Raw genomic sequence first — 24,851 nt, forward strand, 5'->3', positions numbered from 1 at the left:
ATGAGCGGTCACGATGCGCCAGAATGGTCGGTCACGATAGACCAGAATCGGTGGTCACGATCGGCCAGAATACCCATGCACGCACGCAGTTAAAGCTGGACGCTGAATTTCCACGCTTTACGCAGCGCCTTCTGGAGGTTGTTTATCCCAACTATGTCGCGCCAACTCCATCTATGTCTGTAGCACGTCTGCGGCCAAGCCTCAAGGAAGGAGACTTTACCAGTGGCTTTAAGGTCCCTCGTCACAGCGCTCTTACAGCCGCTATTCCAGCGGGAGAAAAAACCGCTTGTGAATTTCGCAGTGGACAGGATGTCACGCTCTGGCCAATCGAAATTATAGAAGCCAAACTAGCAGCAGTCCCTCCGGATATTCCGGATGTAGAACGTCATTTGGTTTCCAACGTACGTTTGCGAGGGGCGCTTCGCATAAAATTACGTACCACGGGCGAGGTCAATTTTTCCGAACTAAAAGAATTGGATCGATTACCAATATTCATTAATGGAGACGAACGTATTGCTTCGCATTTATTTGAAATGGTGCATGCTGGAACCATCGCATCGGTAATACGTCAATATGGCGCGGCACGTGGCGAGGGCCATATAGTAAATAAAGGTGCCGTCGAATTTGAGGGTTTACGTCCAGATCAAGGATTACTTCCACTACCGTGGAATACTTTTCATGGCCATAATCTTCTCCATGAATATTTTGCCTGTCGTAGTCGATTCTATTTTTTTGCAGCAACCCAACTCGCTCCCGGCCTCGCTCAAATTCACGGTCGTGAAGCTGAAATTGTCATTTTATTGGATCGGCTACCTCTCGCATTAGCGACCCACGTTGAGGCATCACGTTTCCAGTTATTTTGCACACCCATCGTCAATCTATTTCCAAAGCGTTCTGATCGCATAGAAGTCGATCGCGGCTTAACCGATTTTCATTTGATACCCGACCGTAGTAAACCGCTAGACTACGAGGTATTTTCGGCATCGCGGGTGCTGGGACAACAAGGACAGGACGCCGACGAGATTACCTTTAATCCTCTCTATCAAACATTGCACAGCGACGCCGGTAACAACGGTCGCTATTTCTCGATCCGGCGCGAACAACGGCTGACGTCAGTCAATACACGTAAGCAAAAAGCTGGCACATCCTATATCGGCACCGAAGTTTTCGTGTCGTTGGTTGATCAGGCTGAGGCGCCTTACTCGGATGATATAAAGTATTTATCTGTGGACGCACTTGTAACCAATCGGGATTTACCTCTCCTTATATCCAAAAATGGTATTAACGAGCTGAATATGGCCGAATCTATTCCGGTAGATGGCGTTAGTCTGATTTTCCCACCCAGTGCACCGCGCGCACCATTCGCCCAAGGAGAAACTGCATGGCGGTTGATTCGCCAGCTAAGTTTTAACTACATGCCACTTTCAGACCTCGATCATGCCGATGGTGGACAAGCAATGCGTAATATGTTGCGCCTCTTCGTTGCCTCGGGAGAACGCGAACAAAATGTTCAAATTGATAGCTTAATCAGCACCAAGACCGAACCGGTAGTGCGGCGCCTCTCGGGAAATGGATTACTCGTTTACGGTCGCGGAGTAAGTTGCAGCTTGACTGTCGATGAAACCGGATTTTCGGGTATAAGTCCGTACCTTCTCGGATTGATCCTGGAACACTATCTGGCCCGTCATGTCGCTATCAATGTGTTCACTGAAACCGAACTGCACTCTCTTCAAAGGGGGCTGATTACAAGATGGCCGGCGCGTATGGGCGGACGAGGCAACGTATGACGTTCCCAATAAAAGAGTATAGCGAGACGAAAAATTCGTCGTCAAGCGATAGCGTCACACCATTACCGCTGGAAACATTAAAAGCGTGGTTCAATGAAGCAACCCCGTGGAAATCAGGCTTTCTGAGTTTGTTGCGGGCTGTTGCTGCCCGTGACCCTATGGCGCCTTTACCAGGGACCGCCCACCTTCCTGACGAAGAGTTGTATCGCCTTGGCCAGCAGCCAACAATGATCTTTGCGCCGCGTGAAATTGCATCCATTCAGGTTCGTCATGGCCGACTTGGTATCCGCTTATATGGCCTTGGTATATGGGGTGCACAAGGGCCACTACCGCTCCATCTGACCGAGCTCGCCTACACGCGAATTGTTGGCCATCATGACGATACTTTGATGCGCTTCGCCGACCTATTTCATCACCGGGCACTTTCGCAATTCTATCGGGCCTGGGCATCCTCTCAAGCCACTGCATCACTTGATCGTCGGGGCGAGGAAACCTTCTCCCTTTATGTTGGAAGCTTGGGGGGAATTGATCCAAAGGAAGCTGAAGACTCCTGTCTTCCGGTGCATGCAAGGCTGGCGAGCGTCGCCCATTTGGTCCGCGAAGCGCGCAATCCCGATGGAATCTCGGCAACACTCTCCTATTATTTTGGCGTGCCGGTATTGATCCAAGAGTTTATCCCGCATTGGATAGACATTCCCACGTCTGACTACAGCCGATTAGGCCATCCTGGAACGCCCTCAGTCCTTGGCGAAGGCGCTCTGCTCGGTACCACGATTGCTGATAGTCAACACAAATTTCGTTTAGTCCTGGGTCCGCTTGAACTTGATCAATATTTACGATTCACGCCACAAGGCAACGATTTACAGGCACTTATCGAATGGGTACGTGCCTTTATCGGCTATGAGTATGCCTGGGATGTAAAACTATTAATAAAGAAAAATCAAGCACCTTCTGCATGCGCCGATACGGTCCATAAATTAGGCTATTCCACTTGGCTTGGTAAGTCTCAAGATCACCAGCCTATTACGGGGATGGTGTTTGAGCCTGAACAATACAATATTCGAACTCAGAAGACTAAACATGAATCCAGGCAATGACACATCTCTTATTCGTTATGGAGAACTATTAGCGCCAATTTGCGTTGACCAGCCTTGCGGTCCTAATTTGGAATACGATCCTACATTTCTCTTACTCCAAAACGCGACAGCGACAAAATCGGATGCGCAGTTCGGCGACTTCGTCGGCACTCCAGACCCGATCAACTGGTCCGACGTCGAGCGAAATACGCACGCCCTTCTTTTACGCACCAAGGACATACGCCTGATCATCCTATTGATGCGAAGTCGAATCAATCTTGACGGCGCAGAAGGATTAAGGGATGGCCTAGCACTGCTAAAGTCTATGTTGGAATGTTATTCAGAGCAAATTCATCCTTCATTTACTTTTGAGGATCACCGCGATCCGGTCATGCGAGCCAACGCACTGGCTGCACTGGCTGAGCAAAATGGCGTGTTATCTGATCTACGCAATATTGCGCTGCCTAAAGTCGCCGGTGTGCAACTACAACTACGCGATATTGAAAAATCATCTGCGATGCCGCGTATCAAAAATGCGTTAATGCCGGAGGCAATTAACCGCATTCTAAAAGAGCTATCCGCCAAACGCGACAGACATGTTTTGGCGCTGGCAGATGCTATGCAACTGGGTGAAAAATTGATCGAGAAGATCAACGTCACCCTTGGTGATGCCGCCCCCAATCTTGACCCCTTGCGCGCGTTGCTACAACCGTTTGGATGGGTAATTAATCAGCAACAAACAAACACCCCAAAAGCAATGATGGTTAAAGACGAACAGCCGACTTTGTTGTCGCATGGATCAGTACAGTGTCCACAACCTGATTCCACTTTGATAGGGCCTGATCAACTCGGACAGTTGCCACCAACATGTACGGTGACTAGAAGTGCTAATAATAGTGGGAGCTTTATTGATAATGCTTTACAGCCAACCACTGACCGGTGGTCTGCTCTTGCAAAGTTGCAAGACGTACGTAATTGGTTTGAAGAAAACGAGCCAAGTAGTCCCGTGATTGTTTTATTACGTCAAGGAGAGCGAATGGTAGGGAAAAGATTTTCTGAGCTAGTCGATATTATTCCATCTGATTTGTTGGCAAAGTGGGATGAGACGGATATTTAATCCCTCGCTTAAATTATTTAGTTCGACAAAATAACTTGAAATGAATACTCACCATATGCAAAATTAATTTTTCGTGCGTGACTGATCAACACCAAGAAAATCAATTTTCGGCTTCTGAATAGGAAGTTGACGAATAATAGTATTTTCAATACTGACCTATAAGTTGATAGATCAGATAGACAAGTAAAAATAAATTCCGACATCGTGATATCCGGTCATTTACTTTTTGTCAAATATTGACTAACAGGTTTGAGTAAACATCCGAAATCGGTCCGGTTTTACTTATTCTCATGGACGTGTCCAAATCACACAAAAAAAGGCAAAGTTTAACGCCACCGATCACATGCAAGAAACCATTCTATTTTCAATAACCTACAATGACCCACGCCGTTAGGATAACTTTGTCACGTTCACATCAATTGTTTCAAGTCTTGCTGCTTGACATCTGGCTTCAGGTAAGCGTGTTGGCACAGCAGACCGAGATTTTTTCAAGCGATACTTTGCGATCGCGCTGTGCTGGGTTGATTGAACAACTGCGTAATAAAATGCGCGACGCCGACTACGATCAGGAAATCATAGAAGAGGCCAGTTACGCACAATGCGGACTTTTGGACGACGTAACGGTTCGCTATTTGTCCGACTTCCAAAAATCAGAATGGCAAAGCGCATCTTTAGAGAGTCATTTTTTTAGTAGTAATAACGCTGGTGACAATATCTTTGAGCGCATCAATCAATTACTGCTTCAGACTAACCCCTCGTTGGACCGAATCGCTCTTTACGATTTAGTACTCAGACTAGGTTTTAGGGGGCGTTATGCTAGCGAAGAAGAGCCAGAACGACAGCGGTTCATTTTACTACTTGGTCGTTATTCGCATTCGACTGTGCAGTCCGCAGATACTACTAAAGCCAAGATAAGGAACCATTTCTTAAGCGCTGCAGCTTTCTCCTTATTGTGCAAGACTACGCTCGGTATTGTATTTGGCGTAGCGTTATGGTGTACTTTTTCCTATCAATTAACGCGAAGCGCTGATCGGTTACAGATGTTAAAGCCGGTGGATTCCATTATGTCCAAGAAAGATTAAACGTGTATTACTCCCGCCCTCGTTTCGTATTATTAATATGGTCCACAGTCTTAATTTTCAGCATTATTCAACTCTTCTTTATGCTCGCATCGCAATTCCAATGGCTTGGCATTATTGCGATTTTCATTCTTGCCGTTGTTCTCGGTGCATCGCTATCATTAACAAAAATAACTTCCAGGTCAGGATTGCTGACAGATACTTTAGATTTATCGCCCCCGTCAAAATTGCCTGTGATTGTAGTAATTGGACCGCATGCATCGGCCCTCTTTTCAAGTAACGGCGCGTCTGAAAAAATAAGGGAGGATGCACATGCAGTCTGGCTATATGCTGAAACGCCCGCACAATTAAAAGTGGTGATTGCTTCGTCATATGCCATTCATCAGCGTTTTCCTCAAGCTGTGTTACTACCTCTCCTAACTGACTACAGTATTGATGAAACTGCACTACGTACCGAATTCTCTCATTGGCAGTGCGCCTTACGTGCAATAGAGAGAGAAAAAACAGGCGTTACATTAAAAGCGGAAACGACCATTCCTGAATATACGCTGCCATGCTATGTGGCGGTATACGCAAAGCTGATTGGCCATCATGGTCTGTACGCATCCACCACCGCTACCTGGATTAGCCAGACAACTCATCCCGGCAAACTTCAGCGCGGTAAATACTATTTACGAAAAAATCTTGATCTAATCCGCCAACAACTTGAGAGCATCCCCACTTCCTCTCTTCCTTGCGATACAAGACGAAGCGTTTTAGCCTTGGCTTTAATCCAATGGCTGAATGACACTACGATGATAACGACGCTGTCCTCGCTGACAGATACTACGCCGCTCATGCCAGCAGGTATATTTTTAGCAGATGTCGAGCGAACCCCATCACGTGCAGGTGCATGGTCAAGATGGTTAACTACAAAAACCGGTTTACCAACGGTACCAGCCAAAGCGAGTACAGAACCGTTTCCTTTACCCGACTTTTTACCATTGCTGCTCACGAACCAAAAAGACCTCAAAGGGCACAATATTTCTCCATTATGGACCAACTTCTGCCATGCGTTATGGATAGCCATAGCGGCCTTGTGTATCGCGTTCGCTGCATCCGCATGGAATAACTATCAGTTCATTCAACGTCTGGCGGGTAATCTTAATACTTACCTAAAAATACCAGACATCATGCATGATAAAAAACGTAATTCCTTACATAGTTTGATACAAGATCGCACAAGATTACAGGCGCATGCTCAATTCGGAATTCCGTTCGGAATGCGTTGGGGATTTTATCGCGGAACGTCTTTTCTGCCATTGATTGATGTTGCCATAGCCAGTTATCACCCTATGGACTTAAGTACGATTACCTTCAACTCAGTACTACTTTTTGATACGGGGAAAGCGACCCTCAAAGCTGGAGCTGCGCCGTTATTAAATCAGACGTTATCGCAGTTAAAGGCAAATCCAAAAAAAATTGCCCTAATCGCCGGTCATACCGACAACGTCGGCAGTCCCAACCAAAACCTCTTGCTGTCTGAGGCCCGTGCCCGTGCGATACGCAATTGGCTGATTGAAATGTCTGCATTTCCGATCACACAATTTGCGATTCAGGGATACGGCGATACCCGTCCGCTAAACAACAATATTGATGAATTGGAGCGATCACGCAATCGCCGCGTCGATATTACTTTGATCCCACAACCAATACAAACTGAAAATAAAATACCTTGATGCAGTTTTTTATATCCAGTTACCAATCAAAGAAAAAGAAAAAATCAAATTAAAAAGAACACTCAAAGATTTAAAAAAGATACTTTCAATCACTAAATTATGAATAGTCTTAAGACTTTCAATGTCTTCTAAGTTTATTCTCGAAAAAAATAGATGACACGACATCGTTTCAAGAATTCTCTCGTATCGAGACAATGATGCGCGCTATACAGTTCAGTCCATATATAAATATTTATAAATGGAGCAAAAATGTATCATACGAACTTTTCTTTAGGAAACAGAATTCGGGTTGTCATCGCAGATGATCACCCCGTCACTCTTTCAGGTCTTAATGCATTGGTACGGCAATGCAAAAATATGGTTGTAATAGGTTTTGCCGTTGGCCCTAGTTCTCTCTTTGATCTGCTAGCCAAAGCGGACTGTAATGTTGCAGTGATCGACCTTTCAATGCCAGTGGGAAATGAAGTCGATGGGCTGGAAATGATACGGCAGATACGGCAGCGATTCTCGAACGTGGCTGTTGTAGTGCTGACGGCAACCAAAAAAACCTCGCTCTATCATGCTTTACTGACATTGGGAGTCAGCGCGATTCTGCATAAAGGAGGTGAAATTGCAGAGATCGCGGAAGCGATCAATCACGCATGCGACGGGCAAATATTTTTAGGCAAAAGTAGCGCAGAATTAATGAAGATGCGACAGTTGATCACCGTTGAAGATCGAGATCCCAGAAACAGTTTAAGTCCACGCGAGATTGAGATATTACGTTTTTTCTCAAGAGGCGTCTCTGCTGTTGAAATATCCCAACAGCTCCATCGCAGTATTAAAACGATTAGTCATCATAAGCGATCGGCTATGGAAAAATTACAACTGGATACCGATCTTCAACTTATGCGCTATTTTGCAGAGAATGGGTTTGATGATCATCAAGATTAATCGGACGTGAAATATCGATCTGGTAAGTCAGCAGCGTGGCATCGGCAACGCTGACTTAAATGTAGATAGAATTTGGGGAACTCTGACGACAAGGCATCTTATTATGATCGTAATAGATACCTTGTTACGTCATTTGCAGGATCGAACAAAATTTCTACGCTGCGCGCCCTTTTCTTCGCCAGAAATGCGTTATAAAAAGTCCAGAAACGTACAAAATTCGCTCCTGGCCTAATAATATCCAGATTTCCCAAGCGCTTTTGACGCACATCAACGTTTAAAATTGATGAGGCTAAATCATTCACGACTGCTAGAAACTGAATACCGTCTCATGACAAATTTGATGGGGACAGAGAAAGACCTTTGGATATACTTGAACGGGAACACGATGCGGTCATGCTAATGCTAGATAAATATTAAGTTCAAACCCATTAAACAATAAACGCTATTGGACATGAAGCCGATCTGAAGCTCACGGTTGCTAATCTACATAAAATCAACTCGCATCTTGGTACGCTGAACCAGACGATCGTTAAATAGAAATAGGTTGGCTCTCCATTTACGAAAGCATCCGCTGCATAAACATCGCTGTACCCATTTCAGGGCTCAAGGCATAGTTTGCAAAGCCGCAGGATTTATAAAGATCGCTTGCACGCGTATTTCCATCTAAAACTTCCAATGTTACTTTACAGCAGCCCAGTTCTTTTGCAAGATTCGCGACGTGCTCGACCAACTTCCGGCCAATACCTCGCCCCTGAAACGCATGCGCCACCGCGAGATCATGAATATTTAATAGAGGCTGGCAAGAAAACGTTGAAAAACCTTCTATACAAATCGCCAGACCGGCCGGCCGACTTCCCACAAAAGCGAGCAATATTTGAATAGTGCTCCTTTTTTTGAATTCGCCGATCAAGTTCTCTTTTACGTAATCGGTAAGAGGATGATTTCCACCCATCTGACCCGATGCATATGCATTTAGCAAGTCAATGATGGCATGCGTGTGCTGGAGGCTATTTAAATCGGCTTTTACTATTTTAATTATTTCTGTCATGAGATGGTCTTGTTTGAACTTGTCTGCGTGTAATTTACCACCATCACTCATTGAGTTGCTGTGATTCTGTAGAATCATGGGATCATCTGATTCTAGACTGCACATTTAAGACAACCATGACTATTTCCAAGCATATCCCAGCCCTCAGCGCCGATCTCAAATCGTTTATCGAAGGTTTACCAAAAGCCGAACTACATTTACATATCGAGGGCACGTTGGAGCCCGAATTGCTATTTGCGTTAGCGCAACGCAATCAAGTTACATTAGCGTACGCAACTATTGAAGAATTACAGGCCGCTTATGCTTTTAGCGATCTGCAGTCATTTCTGGACTTGTATTATGCCGGTGCGGCTGTGCTCCAAACGGAGCAAGATTTTTATGAAATGACAGCGGCTTACATTGATCGCTGCCGCGCTGATAACGTGCGCCATGCTGAAATTTTCTTCGATCCACAGACCCATACCGAGCGCGGCATTGGAATTGACGTTGTTTTCTCCGGCATTGCGCGCGCTTTACGTGAGGCGCGTGACGCGCATGGTTTTAGTAGTGCGATGATAATGTCGTTTTTGCGCCATCTATCGGAAGAAGATGCATTTTCTACGCTAGAAGCTGCGCTTCCGTTGCGTGAACAATATCTTGATTTGTGGATCGGCATTGGCCTTGACTCTGCCGAGCGCGGCAATCCGCCAGAAAAATTTGAGAAGGTATTTGCGCGCTGCGGGCAACTTGGGTTCCGCCTGGTCGCTCATGCTGGTGAAGAAGGTCCACCAGAATATGTCCGTGACGCACTGGATGTTCTTCACGTTGAGCGTATCGACCATGGCGTGCGCAGCGAAGAAGATCCAGCATTGATGGAACGACTCGCGAAACAACGCACGCCGCTAACAGTCTGTCCGTTGTCAAACCTGAAGCTGTGCGTGGTAAATGACATGGCTGAACACAATCTCGCTCGCTTGCTACACGCCGGTCTGGCCGTAACTATCAACTCAGATGATCCTGCATATTTTGGCGGCTACATGAACGCTAATTATCTGGCAGTTGCCGAGTCGCTTCAGCTTGGCCGAACGGATTTGGTCGAACTTACCCGAAATAGCTTCGAGGCCAGCTTTTTGCCAGCGGTAGAGAAACAACGTTTACTGCAGGAATTGGATGCATACTGTATGTCGCATTAACACGCCCGCAACAGTCATACTGCTCCACAGGATCACTTTGTTGAAAATAAGCGCCTGTACGAGCAGTGAAAACCTTCCTCTGACTACCTCTTCGCGCTACCAATACTCTCCCAAACTCATCACAGCGAAGTATTTCATTTTTTGCTTCTTGAGTTTGGTTTAGCACAAAGTTGGAGCATCCACAAAACCATCCACTACCAAACGACATATTTGAGCGACAACGGGAGATCCGCAGTCGAAAGACAAAAAAAAGCCCGCATGACCTTTCGGTTGCGGGCTGAATCCAAACCTTAGGAGGTGTTGGAGGAGACAGGTGTAACTATATCGACTCCTTGACCTGTTGTATGCTGAATTATTCACATACCAGTTATTCATAAGATATATAACTTTCATATAGAGACAAAATTCACACGACCAAAATATTTTTTATCAGAGAAATTGTGCCATCAGATTAAAACGTTTCGCGCGTGACGCAGTCTAATTGATGGTATGAATGATTTCTGGCTCACATATGAATTTATCACCGGGAGAGCGCTATGAATGATAAGGAAAAACGCGATGCATTCGCACGAGAGCTAACACGCCGTTTTGATGAATTTACCAGCTGGGCAATTGAAAACTGGCCGGTCGAATCATTTCCACTGATGCAATCCGACTTCACAGCGACAGGAAAAGATATCAGCGACATTTTGGGACATAAACTGGCTCAAGGCGAAGAAACCGGAGGAGACAACCATGCAGGTAATGTGTCCCAATCTGAGCATGAACCGCAATATGTCAATGTCACGCCAATGCCTTGGCCTTAATAATTGGATGGCAACGCGTGACAGTAAGCTAAGTGCGCACCAATTGAGCACCAATTTTGTGCAAACGCCTCCTCTAAATAAGGAAGTTATTAGAAGTTCGCATTATTTTCACGTAGGTTCTTGCTAGTAACTCTTTTTTCAAGCAATATCGAAAAAGCACCATATATTTTGACTAGCAGCTGAAGCAAACGACAGCGCAGTCAATAGTTTTGCAAGAAATACGCTTAAAAGTCTTCTGATATCGGCACTTAACAATCCCACCTGTGGAGATTACGATGGATACTGTACTGGCCTCACCGCGTTTAACCCGCGCAGGGATTTTGTTTTCAGTAATCGTCGATTATCGGCATTATCAGTGCCTCGTGCCTGCCGCGACCCTTGCGGTATTATCGCATTCTAAAGATCCAAAACTTGACCTATTGACTACTTATCGGGCTTTTCAGACCAAAATTGAGGGCGTTGCACGGCGCGTCATCAATGCTGGTGTCGCAGGTGTTCCGGTGGTTGTGAGCAGCGGATACTTCCACTAGCGCTTGAGCGCATCTCGCAATTTTTAAAAAAAGAAAACGCTCAATATCCAGTTGGGAACAGTAGAAGTTTATGCTTTTTTTTGGTCACTACCGTCCGCCAAACATCATTTTTTACAAGCACATGGCCTCGATGCTTGAAGTAACTAGTTTGTCCTGATCAATCAAAACTGAGGATCGTTACTTGCTCTCGCCCAGTGCTCGCGTTGTAGGTATTGCAGGTGTAACAGGAGCCACGGGTACGATGGGTAAGGCTGGAGTAACGGGCATCGCTGGCGTGATTGCTAGAGATGGACTAAATGTGGAGGGCGTCCTGGACTGTGTTGGTATGGTCGTCTCTGGCAGAGGTGTGAGCTTTTTCTGACAGCCTGCTAACAATCCAGCGGATAAAGCAACGACAATCATTGTTCGACGAATCTGCATACAAAGTCCTTTGTAAAAGACAGCAACAGTGATTTTCTTTCATACTTCTTCTCCGTCCAATTTAGACATCATTTGGATGAATCGTTCCCTCGATATCCAAGACAGACATGTGCGGTCATCGAAGCTTCTTCCAACGTTTATACCTCTTGCGCTCTCTCCAAAGGATGATCTTTACATCAAATGCAACATCGTGCGATTGCTAGTTAACAGCAGCGGGGCACATTACAGTTCTTGCGCGTATAGCTAAACATGATGGCTTAAAAACCATGAGACTTCCAAAAAAATATCGACAAAGAAATTGCACTGGATGTGCAAGTTCCACCGCCATGTATATACTGACAAAGAATTTTTTTAGTACCAACCAACATAAGAACAGCGAGAAATATTATGCAAAATAGTGACGACATTGGTAAGCTCATCCTTCGTGCAACTCTGGCGATATTGATTCTTTTCCACGGAATTTCAAAAATTTTTAATGGTCCTGGTTTTGTCGTCGGCTTAGTCAGCAATGCAGGGTTGCCGCCAGCAGTCGCCTATCTGGTATATGTCGGCGAGGTATTGGCGCCAATAATGATATTGCTAGGCATCTGGACGCGTGTCGGCGCTTTAATCATCGTCATCAATATGTTGTTTGCGTTTTCGCTGGTACACAGCAAACAGCTAATGACCTTGTCCAGCACCGGTGGCTGGGGATTGGAGTTACAGGGATTTTATTTGTTTATAGCGCTCGCGATTTTACTGTTGGGCGCTGGCAGAATGAGCATTGGCGGGCGAGCAGGACGTTGGAACTAAGCGCCTTCGGCTACCGCTTTTATGTTGCATCCAAACCCGCTTAGTTGCGGGTTTTTTTATAGCCTCTAATCTTACGTTTTCCTCTTCTCAAAAAATTATATCGTAATTTGATATAATTCCATTCTTCCATTTCCAACATCGATGCCAAAATGACAGATGAAACTTCTTCTCCGCTCACGAAGCAAGACTTCGAAGCGCTTTCAACATTCCGCTATCAATTACGCAAGTTTTTAAGATTCAGTGAAGAAGCTGCGCAGAGCAACGGTGTCACCCCGCAGCAATATTTGCTGCTATTGCACGTTAAAGGGTCGCCCGGTCGGGACTGGTCGACGGTGGGTGAACTGGCGGAGCGTCTGCAATCACAACACCACAGCGTTGTCGCGCTAGTTTCCCGCTGCGAAAAACTACTGCTTGTACAACGCCGCACCAGCGAAGTCGATCGGCGGCAAGTCAATGTCCATCTTTTACCGGCTGGTGAACGCTGCCTGGCAACCCTCGCCAGCCTCCATCACGAAGAATTAAACACACTGACAGACACCTTCCGTATTCCAAATATCAATGTTAAACATTCATCATGAGCGTTCCTACACAGGCATCGAATCACGCCCACCTTCATCATTTGCGACGCGATTTTTCAGCCGATCCAAGACTTTTAAAAATCTCATTGATCGCGGTGGTGATCGGCTGCTGCGGGACATTGGCGGCATTTGTATTACTGGCGCTGATTCACCTCTTCACGAATTTATTTTTCTTTCAGACGTGGTCGTTCTCGGTGCGTTCACCGGCTGAGCATCATTTAGGCGTTTGGGTCATCGCCCTGCCAATAATTGGTGGACTGATCGTGGGTCTGATTGCACGTTTTGGTAGCGAAAAAATCCGAGGTCATGGCATCCCGGAAGCGATTGAAGCGATCTTGTTTGGCAAAAGTAAAATGTCGGCCAAGGTCGCCATTTTGAAACCATTATCCTCGGGGATCGTGATCGGCAGCGGCGGACCGTTTGGTGCAGAGGGACCAATCATTATGACAGGTGGTGCTATCGGCTCACTGATTGCACAGCATTTTCACGTGACGTCGGCAGAGCGTAAAACGTTACTGGTTGCCGGTGCCACCGCCGGGATGACGGCTATTTTTGGTACGCCAATTGCTGCGGTATTGCTGGCCGTTGAGTTATTACTGTTCGAATTGCGACCACGTAGCCTGTTGCCTGTGATCGTTGCTTGCACCGTGGCCGGATTTACCCGCCCACTACTGTTGGACGCAGGTCCGCTATTCCCGCTACAAACCGGCGCAGTCGGTCTAGCGACTATGTTCTCTTGCGTGATTGCAGGGATTTGTGGAGGCGCGCTATCGGCCTTTATGTCGACCGCACTGTATAAGATCGAAGATCTGTTTGGCAAGTTGCCGATCCATTGGATGTGGTGGCCGGCAATCGGTGGATTGGCAGTGGGGATTGGCGGATATTTCGAGCCACGTGCGTTGGGCGTCGGTTACGACGTAATTGGTGACCTGCTAAATAATCATTTGGCGTTGCAAGTCGTCGTGAGCCTATTGCTGGTTAAGGCCATTATCTGGATGCTGGCTCTGGGCTCTGGCACGTCCGGCGGCGTGCTCGCGCCGCTGTTGATTATTGGCGCGGGGCTTGGGACCGTCCTTGGCCCACTATTACCCGGTGGTGATATGCATTTGTGGCCGTTGGTTTGCATGGCTGCGGTTTTGGCAGGTGTTTTGGGCGCGCCACTTACGGCTGCGGTATTTGCATTTGGATTGACGCATGACGCTAATGCCCTGCTGCCGCTGCTATTAACCTCGGGCGTAGCGTACGGCTTTACGGTATTAACCATGCGGCGCTCCATCATGACCGAAAAAATCGCCCGTCGCGGCTTTCATATTTATCGTGAATACGGAGTCGATCCACTGGAACGGCAGCATGTCGAAGAAATAAAAAGCGGCGTCGTCGTATCAATACCGTCTGATCTCAACGTAGGGGAAACCTTGACACGATATTTTGGGATAGATCAACAATATCGCTGCTATCCCGTCGTCGATGCAGACCAGCAATTAGTGGGCATGATTGATCGCGCCAGCATTCATCCGCAAGCTGACCCTGCCTCATCCATTGCGATGATATTAAGCCAGTCCGGCCAACATCAATCCCTGATTGTTGCGTTGCCGGGTGAGACCTGCCGTATCGCTGCCGCAAGAATGGCGACACACCACCTGGAAAGATTGCCAGTCGTATCGGATATCCATTCGAAGCGCCTGATCGGCATAATCAGTCGTAGCGATCTGATTAAGACTTATCAATCTTATTTCGACGACGAACAAAAGCGTGAGCGCCTGTTCAGTTCACCGGCGGCGACCAAAATTTAGCATGGCAGCGTAAGTGGCGATTGCGACTGATACCCTGTGACGGTCGTTATCACCGCTGCAAATAAATATACGCAAACAAAATAAACAAATAAGTGCTTGCGCTCCCAGATTTGTCGGACAATAATACAAATGAGAATCATTACTATTTAAACGGTACCAGAAAATCTGACAAGGAGTCCATCTTGACCAAGCCAGTGACATCCAAAGCCTCTTCCGCGCCCACAGATACGATATTGATAGATATTAATGCACACAACATAGCGCCAGAATTGTTGGTGTCTGCCGTGTTGCAACGTATATCGCAGTACAACACACGCAGCCTGGGAACTGGCGATTGTGCGCAATCAGCTGCAACCATTGAATATCATTTGCGCACGCTAGCCGACTTGCCGACTCTAGCGCCAGTACTGCGTGCTACTTGCCAACAGTTATCAGAGCAATGGGCATTGGTGGGAGAGCGAGCCATGCCCAAGCATCCGCGCTCCGCGTCCACTTTTCTTACCCGCCTGATTTCTGGTAGTCGTACGAACTAGATGTTTTGGTAGCACCCAATTTAACGGCCAACTGGGCCAATCGCATTCCCCGGGAAGGGAGTAATCCCGCCTGAACTTCGCTGCTATGCCATACGTCTTAACCGGCCGTACCCCACCCTGAGCCGGTTGGTACAGAAATGATTGGTATAAAGCGAATTGTTTAGACGGTGTTTGTCGTGTGTATGTGTTTTATCGGCAGTAGCCACGCTGTCATTCTGTGTAAGGTCTCCTCCTGATACAGTCAAATAGCCAAGCCGATTTTTTTACGAAATAAAGATATTCTTCAATGCTTAAAAACGTTAACAATGCTTTGTCAGTTGACACGAATCTCACATCAACAAATCTCCGTTATTCAAATACGTATTCTTTAATGTGTTGGAAGATAAAATCTTCGTCTCGAAATGACCGCATCGCGCCGCTAATTCGCAGTCTTACAACACAATTGCCATTTGTCCTACATTCAATGCCAGGCGACAAAAGTACACTTCGTTCTATTGAGCATCCATGGTGTCGTTGCCGGGGTTTTCCTTAGATATTACCTATTTACATCTATGAAAGGACGGAACATGAATATCGGTCTCCACCTTACGCCTATCGTCTCTCTGATTGCTGGCGTATTAATTCTGGCTATTCCGCGGCTGCTAAATTACATCATCGCGCTATACCTTATCGTCATTGGCTTAATTGGTCTGCTCGGCAAATAATGTTATTTCAACCAGCATCCTGACGCAGTCAAACGGCTCGTCAGATACAAACACCAGAAAATAGTTTAACTACCTCGTCAGAATCGCTTGACACGTCAAGCGTATATCCCATACATTAAGCCCATGTCTTCTGCAAAACTCTCTTCCCGCTCACTGTTGCTTACCTCTGGCTCCCTGCCAGGGCTACTGCTACTACTGCCGCTAATAGCGCTATCGCTACTACGCGCACTTTGATCTCGACTACGTATTAATTCAGGTACAAACGAGATTGCAACTGGTAAATGTTTGACTCTTGCCAGCAGCAAAAAAACCAAATGCAGTAAAACAGAGAATCCTGGTAAAGGGTCTCGAACAGAAAAGCAAATTTAAAATGTATTTCAAGCCAACCTTCCTAGCATTTATATATGGCGCAAGACACACAAGCGCCGTGACAATGACACTGCCTGTGCGCGCAACCCTATTGCGACTGCTAAAACTACCGATCGGTTGCCTGGCCTCGCGTTAATCTGCAAGTGGCCGTCAGGCAACCTTTTTGCCACTACACACTATTTTCCGAATTTCACCAGTTCTAATAGAGGCTCATCATGATGTTGCAAAACCCAGCTACTAAATATCGCCCGTTTCCACCGATTCCATTGACTGATCGTACTTGGCCCAACCAAATTATCAGCGTGCCACCAATCTGGATGAGCACCGATTTGCGCGACGGTAACCAAGCATTGATCGAGCCTATGGATGCCGAACGCAAACTGCGCTTTTTTGAGTTGCTGGTAAAGGTGGGTTTAAAGGAAATCGAAGTGGGATTTCCATCTGCTTCTCAAACTGATTTCGATTTCGTTCGCAAACTGATTGAAGAAGATCGCATTCCTGACGATGTCACGATCATCGTATTGACGCAATCACGCGAAGAGCTGATTCGTCGCACTGTTGATTCGCTCAAGGGCGCTAAGCGTGCGATGGTCCATTTGTATAACTCCGTTGCGCCGGCATTTCGCAAAATCGTCTTCAAGATGTCCCGCGACGAAATCAAAGCTATCGCCATCGCCGGTACGCAATTGATCAAGCAACTCACGGATGCGCTTCCAGAAACACAATGGCGATTCGAGTATTCTCCTGAATCCTTCAGTATGACTGAACTGGATTTTTCCAAGGACATCTGCGACGCCGTATCTGCGACCTGGGAAGCATCCCCTAAGCGGAAAATCGTTTTTAATCTTCCTGCCACGGTCGAATGCAGCACGCCAAACGTCTACGCCGATCAAATCGAATGGATGCACCGCAATCTGGCCCGTCGTGATTCTGTCATTCTCAGCGTCCATCCACACAATGATCGTGGTACCGGCGTCGCTGCGGCAGAGTTGGCCGTGATGGCAGGCGCTGATCGGGTTGAAGGCTGTTTGTTCGGCAATGGCGAGCGCACCGGCAACGTCGATCTGGTCACGTTGGCACTCAACTTATACACGCAAGGCGTGAATCCAGGCCTGGATTTCTCCGACATCGACAGCGTTCGTCAATGTGTTGAGGACTGCAATCAATTGCCCGTACATCCCCGCCATCCGTATGTCGGCGATCTGGTCTTCACAGCCTTCTCCGGCTCGCATCAGGACGCGATTAAAAAAGGCTTTGAAGCACAACAAGCTGACGCCATTTGGGAAGTCCCGTATTTGCCAATCGACCCGATTGATCTTGGTCGCAGCTACGATGCGGTGATTCGCGTTAACAGTCAATCCGGCAAAGGTGGCATGGCGTATTTGCTGGAACAGGAATATGGCCTGGTCATGCCACGCCGTTTGCAAATAGAGTTCAGCCGTGCAGTTCAAAAAGCAGCCGATTCGACTGGCAAAGAAATCGTCTCGAGCGACATTTACCGGATCTTCAAGGAGGAATACCTTGATAAACAAACCCCATACGTGTATCGCGCGCACCGCATGACCGAAGACTCAAGCAAAGCTGAACCAATCAATATCGAACTCGATATTATGCGCGATGGCCAACAACTAACCCTCAAAGGGAAGGGAAATGGTCCGATCGATGCCTTTGTCAATGCATTAGGACTGGATGTAAAGCTCATGGACTTCCATGAACATGCCATCAGCGCCGGCGCTGATGCGCAAGCCGCCAGTTATATTGAATTGCGCCTGAATGACGCGCCAACCGCATTTGGTGTGGGTATCGACGCCAATATCGTGACTGCTTCATTCAAAGCAGTATTAAGCGCAATCAATCGACAAATTGGCATTGCCAGTGAAGCCGCCAATCAGGAAAACAACCACAGAGCCGCTGCTGCATAAGCATTCATCGACTCTATAACGACTGACGGCTATCGTGGCAACCCCGCGATCGCCGTAACCTGAATCCTGATGTATTACCGTATGTTGTGGATGACGGACCTGTTGCGCTTTGCCGTTACCAATGACAAAGCGCACATCTTTCATAAAAAGACGTGCGCTCGTGTGGTGTTTCGTGTTGTATAGTACCGGACAAAAGCCCGGTCATTACCGATAAACTTAACCCAATTTGGCGTTACCCAACTGTACTAAAACAGTACTAAGCCGTTATTGCGTTTTACGCAGCTACAGCAAAATTTAACGCGTTGATACTGACACGTGCGGCGGCAAATCCAGCTTCTTTAGCATCTGGACCATAATTCAAGCCATCGGCACGTATTACTTCGATATCGGTAATACCTAAGAAACCGAAAACAACTTTCAAGTAGTCCTCATGGGCAAAACCCGTTGGCGTACCAGCGTGTATGCCACCGGATGTCGCCACAATCACTACCCGCTTACCTTTTGCCAAACCTTCTGGGCCAGTTTCCGAATATCGGAAGCTTACGCCCGCAACACAAATCTGATCAACCCATGCTTTTAGTTGCGTTGGAACGGTAAAGTTGTACATTGGCGCGCCAAGGACAATCACATCCGCCGCCATAAATTCGTTCAAAATCGCCTCACCGAAGGCAACCTCTTGCTGTTGCGTCTCGCTGCGTTGTTCAGCGGGCGTACCCTTAGCCACAAACGTTCCACCGGAAATGTGTGCGGTGACGTCTTTGCTCAAATCACGATACACCACTTCAACGCCAGACTCGGCCGACGTCAAATTAGCAACGACCTCACGAGTCAGTGCGCGCGAAGCCGAAGCGTCGCCAAGAATGCTCGAATCAATGTGTAATAATTTCATGATAATTCCGTCCAATAAATGTAGAAACTGTTCAAAATTTGTGACAAATCAGAGCAATTGAAGACTTGTTTCGTCCGATGCACGTCATAAAATAATGAAAGATTCGGATAACGCCAACCTGGCGCATGGTTTAACAGCATCCTACCTTGCACCACAAAATTGAACTAGTCGTCAATACTGAGATATATTGTTCTATATAAAGAACAATGAAAGACAATTGTGAATGATTTAAATGACCTGTATTTTTTCGCTAATGTGGTCGAAGAAGGCGGTTTCACGGCCGCTGGCAGATCCCTTGGGATTCCAAAGTCGCGACTATCGCGTCGCATCTCGGAACTGGAGGCACGGTTGGGCGTCCGATTACTGCAACGCAATACGCGTGGGATTGCACTCACTGATATCGGCAGTCGCTATTACAAGCAATGCCAGATCGTTTTGGCGGCGGCAGAAGCTGCGGAGAACGCGGTCACCAGTTCGCTGACCGAACCGAGCGGTCATGTGCGGGTAAGTTGTCTGGTGCCGATTGCACGTGAAAAGTTGACACTTGCTCTCCCGTTTTTTTTGGAGCGATATCCTCGCGTAAGTGTCGAGCTGGTATTGACCAATCGGCGCGTCAATTTGCTGGAGGACGGAATTGATATCGCAGTCCGCGTCCGTACCCCTGAAGAGGAAGATCCCAATCTCGCCACGCGCAGACTGCAACGGACTGAAGTTTATCTGGTCGCTGCACCGACCTTAATGAAACAATTCGCGGTCCCGGAACACCCCCGAGCGTTAGCAAAATTTCCTTTTCTCGGTGCAGTCAATCAGGATCGTCGTGCACATTTTCCGATGGTTGGCCCCAACAACGAGCGGTACACACTAGTAGTCGATCCAAGACTAGCGGTGGAAGACTTTACCATTCGAAAACAAGCCGCATTGCACGGCCTTGGGATTACGATGCTGCCATCAGAAAATTGTGACGACGAAATCGCCCGCGGAGAACTGCTGCGCGTCTTGCCAAATTGGGGCATGCCTTCGGGCACGCTGCAACTGGTCTATCTGACGCAGCGCGGACTCCTGCCCGCGGTCCGAGTTTTTATCGATTTTTTAATTGCGGAACTGTCCGAAAAATCAGAAAAAGTTAGTTAGTCAAGGCGCGGCAACGATGATCTCGCTAATCGTACACCACTGAATTGCCAACGCGCAGTCGCAGGGAAAAAATTGCGATAGCTCAATCGTGTGTGACCAATTGGTGTCACACACGACGACCCTCGCAGGACATATTGATTCACCATAAACTTACCGTTGTACTCACCTACCGCGCCTTCAAGCGCAGTGTAGCCCGGATACGGCCCATAACTACTCGTGGTCCATTGCCAGACTTGCCCAAAATAATCGGTCTCATCGTGATCGGCAACGTTAGCCGCACTCTCCCATTCGGCCTCGGTCGGAAGTCGCGCACCCGCCCAACGCGCGTACGCTTCGGCCTCAAAAAATGAAATGTGTGCGACCGCCTCATCCAGCGCTATTGGCTGCAAACCATTCAAGGTAAATTCCTGCCATGTCGAATCAAATTGGGAATGTGATTCTTGCCAGTAAATAGGATGAGTCAATTTTTCCTGCGTAATCCAATCCCAACCTGCGGCAAGCCATAACAAGGGATTTTGATAGCCACCATCTTCAACAAAAGCGAGATATTCACGATTACTGACCAGACGTGTTGCAATAAAAAATGGCTCAACAAATTGGCGATGGCGCGGTGTTTCATTATCAAAGAAAAAACCGACACCATCGTGCCCGATCTCCACAATACCACCATCGAATTTTTGCCAGTGTGATAGCGCTATTTGCGGCAATACATCCCTTGGCGCAACTTGATACAAAGATGTTTCGAGTAATTTATAAGGTGGCTTTAGCGGATTCATCGAAAATAGATGTTTGATATCCGTCAGCAACAACTCTTGATGTTGCTGCTCGTGATGCAATCCTAATTCGACCAGGGCGGCCAACGCATCAGCACTTGCAGATGGTAATTCTAAAGAAAATATTTGCGATACACGTTCGTCTACATTGCGGCGATAAGCCCATACCTCGTCCAATGACGGGCGCGTTATCAAGCCACGCTGCGCGCGCGGATGTTGCTGACCAATACCGTCGTAATAAGAATTAAATAGAACGCGGAACGCAGGATGAAATGGCTGAAAATTCGGTTCGAATCGTTCCAGAATGAATGTCTCAAAAAACCAGGTCGTATGCGCCAGATGCCACTTAACCGGACTTGCATCCGGCATCGATTGCACGCAGCAATCCTCTGCCTCCAAGGGTGCCACAAGCGCCATCGTATCTTCACGCAGCCTGGCAAACAAGGCCGCTAATGTCGCCATAGCCAAGGTCGGGGCCGCCACTTTTTCTACTGTCAAAGCACCCATTCTCATCCTCCCTGCGCGTGACACACCATGAACCACTCATGCGGATCACACCATGTCTGAATCTTGCCAAAACCGGCTTGCTGCAGCAGCGCGGTAAAACTCTGCTGCGTATACTTGTAACTGCTCTCAGTATGAATACGCTCGCCTGCCACGAACTGGCGGCTTCCACCATTTTTCCAGCGCACAGTCACGTTGCGCTTAGCTTCCAGATGCATTTCTACACGATGTTGTTGAGCATTATAAAAGCCGCGATGACGCCATTCACGAAGTTCAAAATCGGCATCCAACAGACGATTAATATGCTGTAAAAGATTGAGGTTAAACGATGCAGTCACTCCCAATGCGTCGTCATAAGCGGCATCCAGAATTGCCTTGTCTTTGATGAGATCGATCCCAATCAACAAGCCGCCACCGCCACTTTTATGTTCACCGTCATCGTTGTCTTTACCGCTATGGTTGCTATGATCGATCCCAATGGTTTTTCGAATCCGCAATAAAAATTTCAGCGCCTCAAGCGGCGTGTAGTTACCGATGGATGATCCCGGATAAAAAAATTGTCTACGTTCGCGCGAGATCGATACGGGTAATTCAAGCTCGTTCGAAAAATCCATGCCGAGACAAGTCATCGCGATGTGGGGAAATTGTTGCTGCAAACCCGCCACTGCCTCTTGCAAAAATTTCTCGGAAATATCGACCGCTACGTATTCACTGGGCTGCAAACTAGGAAAAAGCTTGGCGGCCTTGGCGCAATTGCCAGCGCCAAGATCAATCAACGTCGCCTTACGCCCCACCGCCGTCGCGATTTGTGACGCATACTGATCGAAAATGATTGCTTCGGTGCGGGTCGGATAGTATTCCGGCAACTCACAAATCGCAGCAAACAGACGCGAGCCGAGCGTATCGTAGAGATATTTGGGCGATGTTGACGCCTGAGGTGCCATTAATCCGGCCTCAAGCTGCGTAACGATCGCATCCTCAATATAACTTTGCGGCGTGCAGTTTTCCGGCTGCTCCGGTTGTTGTTGTTGAGCCAAGGAAGTCTCCAGAATGGTAAAAATAGTATTTATCGAACTAAGGCGTCCAACATCAGGCTATATATTTTGATGAGATTTAGGTAAAAGCACCGCGTACGCTAAGAATTGAGATGAATTACCGACAATTCTGCGCTGCTTCGCAACATCTACTACACTAGCAAACTAGTTTGATACCCAGTGATAGTAGTATTTGTATAATTTATCAGAGTATCGACATTCAGGTCAGACACTTGGTTCAAATTTACACGCGGAAATGCCATGCCGCAAACACAGCGCAACAAATTAACCAGTTAGCAACAAAATCAAAAGTAACATGACAACCACAACAAAAGTCCCTCAAAAACGCAGTTTAGCTACTTTAGCCGGATTAATTCCCTACCTTTCTCCTTATAAGCGCCAATTTGTACTGGCTGGGATTGCGCTATTGGTCGCCGCTGCCTCAACGTTGGCGATCCCTTACGCTTTCCGACAAATGATTGATTTGGGCTTTGGTGGAAACGGCATCAAGGACCCAAGCCACATTGATCTGTATTTTCTGGCTTTATTCGGCGTCGCGTGTATTTTGGGCGTAGCCACCGCGGCACGTTTTTACATGGTGTCCTGGCTTGGTGAACGCGTCACTGCGGACCTGCGCAGCGCTGTCTACTCCCACGTCGTGACCCAAAGTCCACAATTCTTTGAGACTACCAAAACTGGCGAGGTGCTCTCTCGCATCACGACCGATACCACGCTGATTCAGGCGCTGGTCGGGACCAGTATTTCAATGGCGTTACGCAATGGTTTACTGTTCGCTGGCGGCTTGATTATGTTGTTCGTCAGCAGTATCAAACTGAGCTCGATCATCATCGTCATGCTGGCCTTGGTAGTGCTACCAATCGTCTGGTTTGGACGGCGCGTACGAAAACTGTCTCGCGCCTCGCAGGATCGTGTTGCAGACGCCTCGGCGATGGCGGGTGAAATCTTGAATGCGATGCCGACTGTACAAGCCTTCACGCATGAAAACATCGAAGGAAACCGTTTTAAAGGCGCCATTGAAAGTGCGTTCGCAACTGCAATGGAGCGAATCCGCGCCCGTTCGTTGTTAACCATGATGGCGATTTTACTAGTGTTCGGTGCGATCGTATTCGTACTATGGTTGGGCGCGCACGCGGTCGTGCAAGGCAAAATGAGTGGCGGTGAACTGGGACAATTTATCTTGTACGCAGCGCTGGTTGCCGGTTCAATCGGTGCGTTGGCAGAAGTCATGGGCGATACGCAACGCGCTGCCGGCGCGACTGAACGCTTACTCGAATTATTATCGGCTAAGTCACCTGTTCAGTCATTATTAGTACCTGAAAACTTGCCGCCACGTACCGAACAAGGTGCGGCAGTAACGCTGGAAAATGTTGCCTTTCATTATCCATCCCGTCCAGACACGGCGTCGTTATCAGCGTTCTCGTTGACTATTCGTCCCGGTGAGACCGTCGCGATCGTTGGTCCTTCCGGCGCGGGTAAAACCACTTTATTTCAACTATTGCTGCGCTTCTATGACCCGCAACAAGGCAGCATCAAACTGGACGGCGTAGACATTAAGTTTCTGGATTTGCATAGTTTACGTGATGCCATCGGGATCGTTCCACAAGACACCGTCATCTTTTCTGCCAATGCGATGGAAAATATTCGGTACGGTCGGGTCGACGCTACGGATGCAGAAGTCATCGCAGCGGCGACCATGGCAGCCGCCGATGAGTTTATTGTCAGGCTTCCTGAAGGCTATCAATCGTTTCTGGGCGAACGCGGTGTACGTTTATCTGGCGGCCAGCGTCAACGCATTGCGATCGCCCGCGCCATGTTGAAAAATCCACCATTACTGTTACTGGATGAGGCCACGAGCGCACTTGACGCCGAATCTGAGCGTGTTGTCCAAGGCGCATTGGAAGCTGCCATGGTCGGTCGTACCACGCTGGTGATCGCTCACCGTTTGGCGACAGTCCAACGGGCCGATCGGATTATCGTGCTGGAACACGGCCATATAGTCGAAACAGGAAACCACGCGTCACTTGTCGCACAAAATGGCCTTTACGCGAGTCTGGCGGCGCTGCAATTTGGCACTGCAATTTAATAATGGCATCATCTAAAACCCTTTGATCGGAAAACCGCT

At 47.6% G+C, this 24,851-nt stretch carries 22 protein-coding genes; 17 read left to right on the forward strand and 5 right to left on the reverse strand.

What is annotated here, in order from left to right:
• The 6 genes from tssF to QN379_RS15645 form a co-directional block, all read left to right on the forward strand.
• The coding region (gene tssF / locus QN379_RS15620; RefSeq protein WP_323507029.1) for a type VI secretion system baseplate subunit TssF at window positions 1-1,787 on the forward strand (1,787 nt) is incomplete at its 5' end.
• Complete coding sequence (gene tssG / locus QN379_RS15625; RefSeq protein WP_322232433.1) at window positions 1,784-2,884, forward strand: type VI secretion system baseplate subunit TssG; 1,101 nt, start codon at window positions 1,784-1,786, stop codon at window positions 2,882-2,884. The genes tssF and tssG, both read left to right, overlap by 4 nt.
• Window positions 2,868-3,980 (forward strand): ImpA family type VI secretion system protein, encoded by a 1,113-nt coding sequence (locus QN379_RS15630; RefSeq protein WP_323507030.1) that lies wholly within the window; start codon window positions 2,868-2,870, stop codon window positions 3,978-3,980. The genes tssG and QN379_RS15630 overlap by 17 nt, the downstream gene beginning before the upstream one ends.
• 401 nt (window positions 3,981-4,381) lie before the next feature.
• Complete coding sequence (locus QN379_RS15635; RefSeq protein WP_323507031.1) at window positions 4,382-5,062, forward strand: DotU/TssL family secretion system protein; 681 nt, start codon at window positions 4,382-4,384, stop codon at window positions 5,060-5,062.
• Between the two features lie 2 nt (window positions 5,063-5,064).
• Entirely contained in the window at window positions 5,065-6,777 is a 1,713-nt protein-coding gene (locus QN379_RS15640; protein WP_323507032.1) for an OmpA family protein, read from the forward strand.
• 249 nt (window positions 6,778-7,026) lie between these two features.
• The gene (locus QN379_RS15645) at window positions 7,027-7,710 is read left to right on the forward strand and encodes a response regulator transcription factor (RefSeq protein ID WP_322232437.1); all 684 of its coding nucleotides are present in this window, start codon (window positions 7,027-7,029) and stop codon (window positions 7,708-7,710) included.
• A gap of 556 nt (window positions 7,711-8,266) precedes the next feature.
• Here QN379_RS15645 and QN379_RS15650 read toward each other — a convergent pair.
• Window positions 8,267-8,749, reverse strand: coding sequence for a GNAT family N-acetyltransferase (locus QN379_RS15650; protein WP_322240143.1), 483 nt, complete (start codon window positions 8,747-8,749; stop codon window positions 8,267-8,269).
• 125 nt (window positions 8,750-8,874) lie between these two features.
• Between QN379_RS15650 and QN379_RS15655 the strand changes: the two genes are divergently transcribed.
• The 3 genes from QN379_RS15655 to QN379_RS15665 all read left to right on the forward strand — a co-directional run bounded on the left by QN379_RS15655 (window position 8,875) and on the right by QN379_RS15665 (window position 11,266).
• Window positions 8,875-9,930 (forward strand): adenosine deaminase, encoded by a 1,056-nt coding sequence (locus QN379_RS15655; RefSeq protein WP_322232438.1) that lies wholly within the window; start codon window positions 8,875-8,877, stop codon window positions 9,928-9,930.
• Window positions 9,931-10,466: 536 nt separating this feature from the next.
• A complete protein-coding gene (locus QN379_RS15660) occupies window positions 10,467-10,736 on the forward strand; it encodes a hypothetical protein (RefSeq protein ID WP_322232439.1) in 270 nt (89 codons plus the stop codon).
• Between the two features lie 275 nt (window positions 10,737-11,011).
• Window positions 11,012-11,266 carry a DUF1488 family protein gene (locus QN379_RS15665; RefSeq protein ID WP_322232440.1) on the forward strand — a complete coding sequence of 85 codons (255 nt, stop codon included), beginning with the start codon at window positions 11,012-11,014 and terminating at the stop codon, window positions 11,264-11,266.
• Between the two features lie 177 nt (window positions 11,267-11,443).
• Here the strand turns inward: QN379_RS15665 and QN379_RS15670 are convergent, their stop codons facing one another.
• Window positions 11,444-11,686 carry a hypothetical protein gene (locus QN379_RS15670; RefSeq protein ID WP_323507033.1) on the reverse strand — a complete coding sequence of 81 codons (243 nt, stop codon included), beginning with the start codon at window positions 11,684-11,686 and terminating at the stop codon, window positions 11,444-11,446.
• Between the two features lie 387 nt (window positions 11,687-12,073).
• Here QN379_RS15670 and QN379_RS15675 point away from each other — a divergent pair, with 387 nt between their 5' ends.
• From QN379_RS15675 to leuA, 6 genes are all read left to right on the forward strand, one after another.
• Entirely contained in the window at window positions 12,074-12,478 is a 405-nt protein-coding gene (locus QN379_RS15675) for a DoxX family protein (RefSeq protein ID WP_322232441.1), read from the forward strand.
• A 149-nt stretch (window positions 12,479-12,627) separates the two neighbouring features.
• Complete coding sequence (locus tag QN379_RS15680) at window positions 12,628-13,056, forward strand: MarR family winged helix-turn-helix transcriptional regulator (protein WP_322232442.1); 429 nt, start codon at window positions 12,628-12,630, stop codon at window positions 13,054-13,056.
• Entirely contained in the window at window positions 13,053-14,849 is a 1,797-nt protein-coding gene (locus QN379_RS15685; RefSeq protein WP_323507034.1) for a chloride channel protein, read from the forward strand. The genes QN379_RS15680 and QN379_RS15685 overlap by 4 nt, the downstream gene beginning before the upstream one ends.
• 230 nt (window positions 14,850-15,079) lie before the next feature.
• Window positions 15,080-15,382 carry a hypothetical protein gene (locus QN379_RS15690; RefSeq protein ID WP_323507052.1) on the forward strand — a complete coding sequence of 101 codons (303 nt, stop codon included), beginning with the start codon at window positions 15,080-15,082 and terminating at the stop codon, window positions 15,380-15,382.
• A 566-nt stretch (window positions 15,383-15,948) separates the two neighbouring features.
• A complete protein-coding gene (locus QN379_RS15695; RefSeq protein WP_322232444.1) occupies window positions 15,949-16,086 on the forward strand; it encodes a DUF3096 domain-containing protein in 138 nt (45 codons plus the stop codon).
• A 584-nt stretch (window positions 16,087-16,670) separates the two neighbouring features.
• Entirely contained in the window at window positions 16,671-18,377 is a 1,707-nt protein-coding gene (leuA, locus tag QN379_RS15700) for a 2-isopropylmalate synthase (protein WP_322232445.1), read from the forward strand.
• A 274-nt stretch (window positions 18,378-18,651) separates the two neighbouring features.
• Here the strand turns inward: leuA and QN379_RS15705 are convergent, their stop codons facing one another.
• Complete coding sequence (locus QN379_RS15705) at window positions 18,652-19,266, reverse strand: FMN-dependent NADH-azoreductase (RefSeq protein WP_323507035.1); 615 nt, start codon at window positions 19,264-19,266, stop codon at window positions 18,652-18,654.
• A 219-nt stretch (window positions 19,267-19,485) separates the two neighbouring features.
• Between QN379_RS15705 and QN379_RS15710 the strand changes: the two genes are divergently transcribed.
• The gene (locus QN379_RS15710; protein ID WP_322232447.1) at window positions 19,486-20,397 is read left to right on the forward strand and encodes a LysR substrate-binding domain-containing protein; all 912 of its coding nucleotides are present in this window, start codon (window positions 19,486-19,488) and stop codon (window positions 20,395-20,397) included.
• Here QN379_RS15710 and egtB read toward each other — a convergent pair.
• Both egtB and egtD read right to left on the reverse strand, forming a co-directional pair.
• The gene (gene egtB / locus QN379_RS15715) at window positions 20,394-21,683 is read right to left on the reverse strand and encodes an ergothioneine biosynthesis protein EgtB (protein WP_416186770.1); all 1,290 of its coding nucleotides are present in this window, start codon (window positions 21,681-21,683) and stop codon (window positions 20,394-20,396) included. The two genes, QN379_RS15710 and egtB, sit on opposite strands and share 4 nt — an antisense overlap.
• The gene (gene egtD, locus QN379_RS15720; protein ID WP_322232448.1) at window positions 21,680-22,711 is read right to left on the reverse strand and encodes an L-histidine N(alpha)-methyltransferase; all 1,032 of its coding nucleotides are present in this window, start codon (window positions 22,709-22,711) and stop codon (window positions 21,680-21,682) included. Before egtD ends, egtB begins: the two co-directional genes overlap by 4 nt.
• A 313-nt stretch (window positions 22,712-23,024) precedes the next feature.
• On the opposite strand from egtD, the gene QN379_RS15725 reads away from it, so the two are divergent.
• Window positions 23,025-24,812, forward strand: coding sequence for an ABC transporter transmembrane domain-containing protein (locus QN379_RS15725; RefSeq protein ID WP_323507036.1), 1,788 nt, complete (start codon window positions 23,025-23,027; stop codon window positions 24,810-24,812).
• The last annotated feature ends 39 nt before the right edge of the window (window positions 24,813-24,851 follow it).

The sequence above is a fragment of the Glaciimonas sp. Gout2 genome, assembly GCF_035018905.1.
Taxonomy (GTDB): domain Bacteria; phylum Pseudomonadota; class Gammaproteobacteria; order Burkholderiales; family Burkholderiaceae_D; genus Glaciimonas.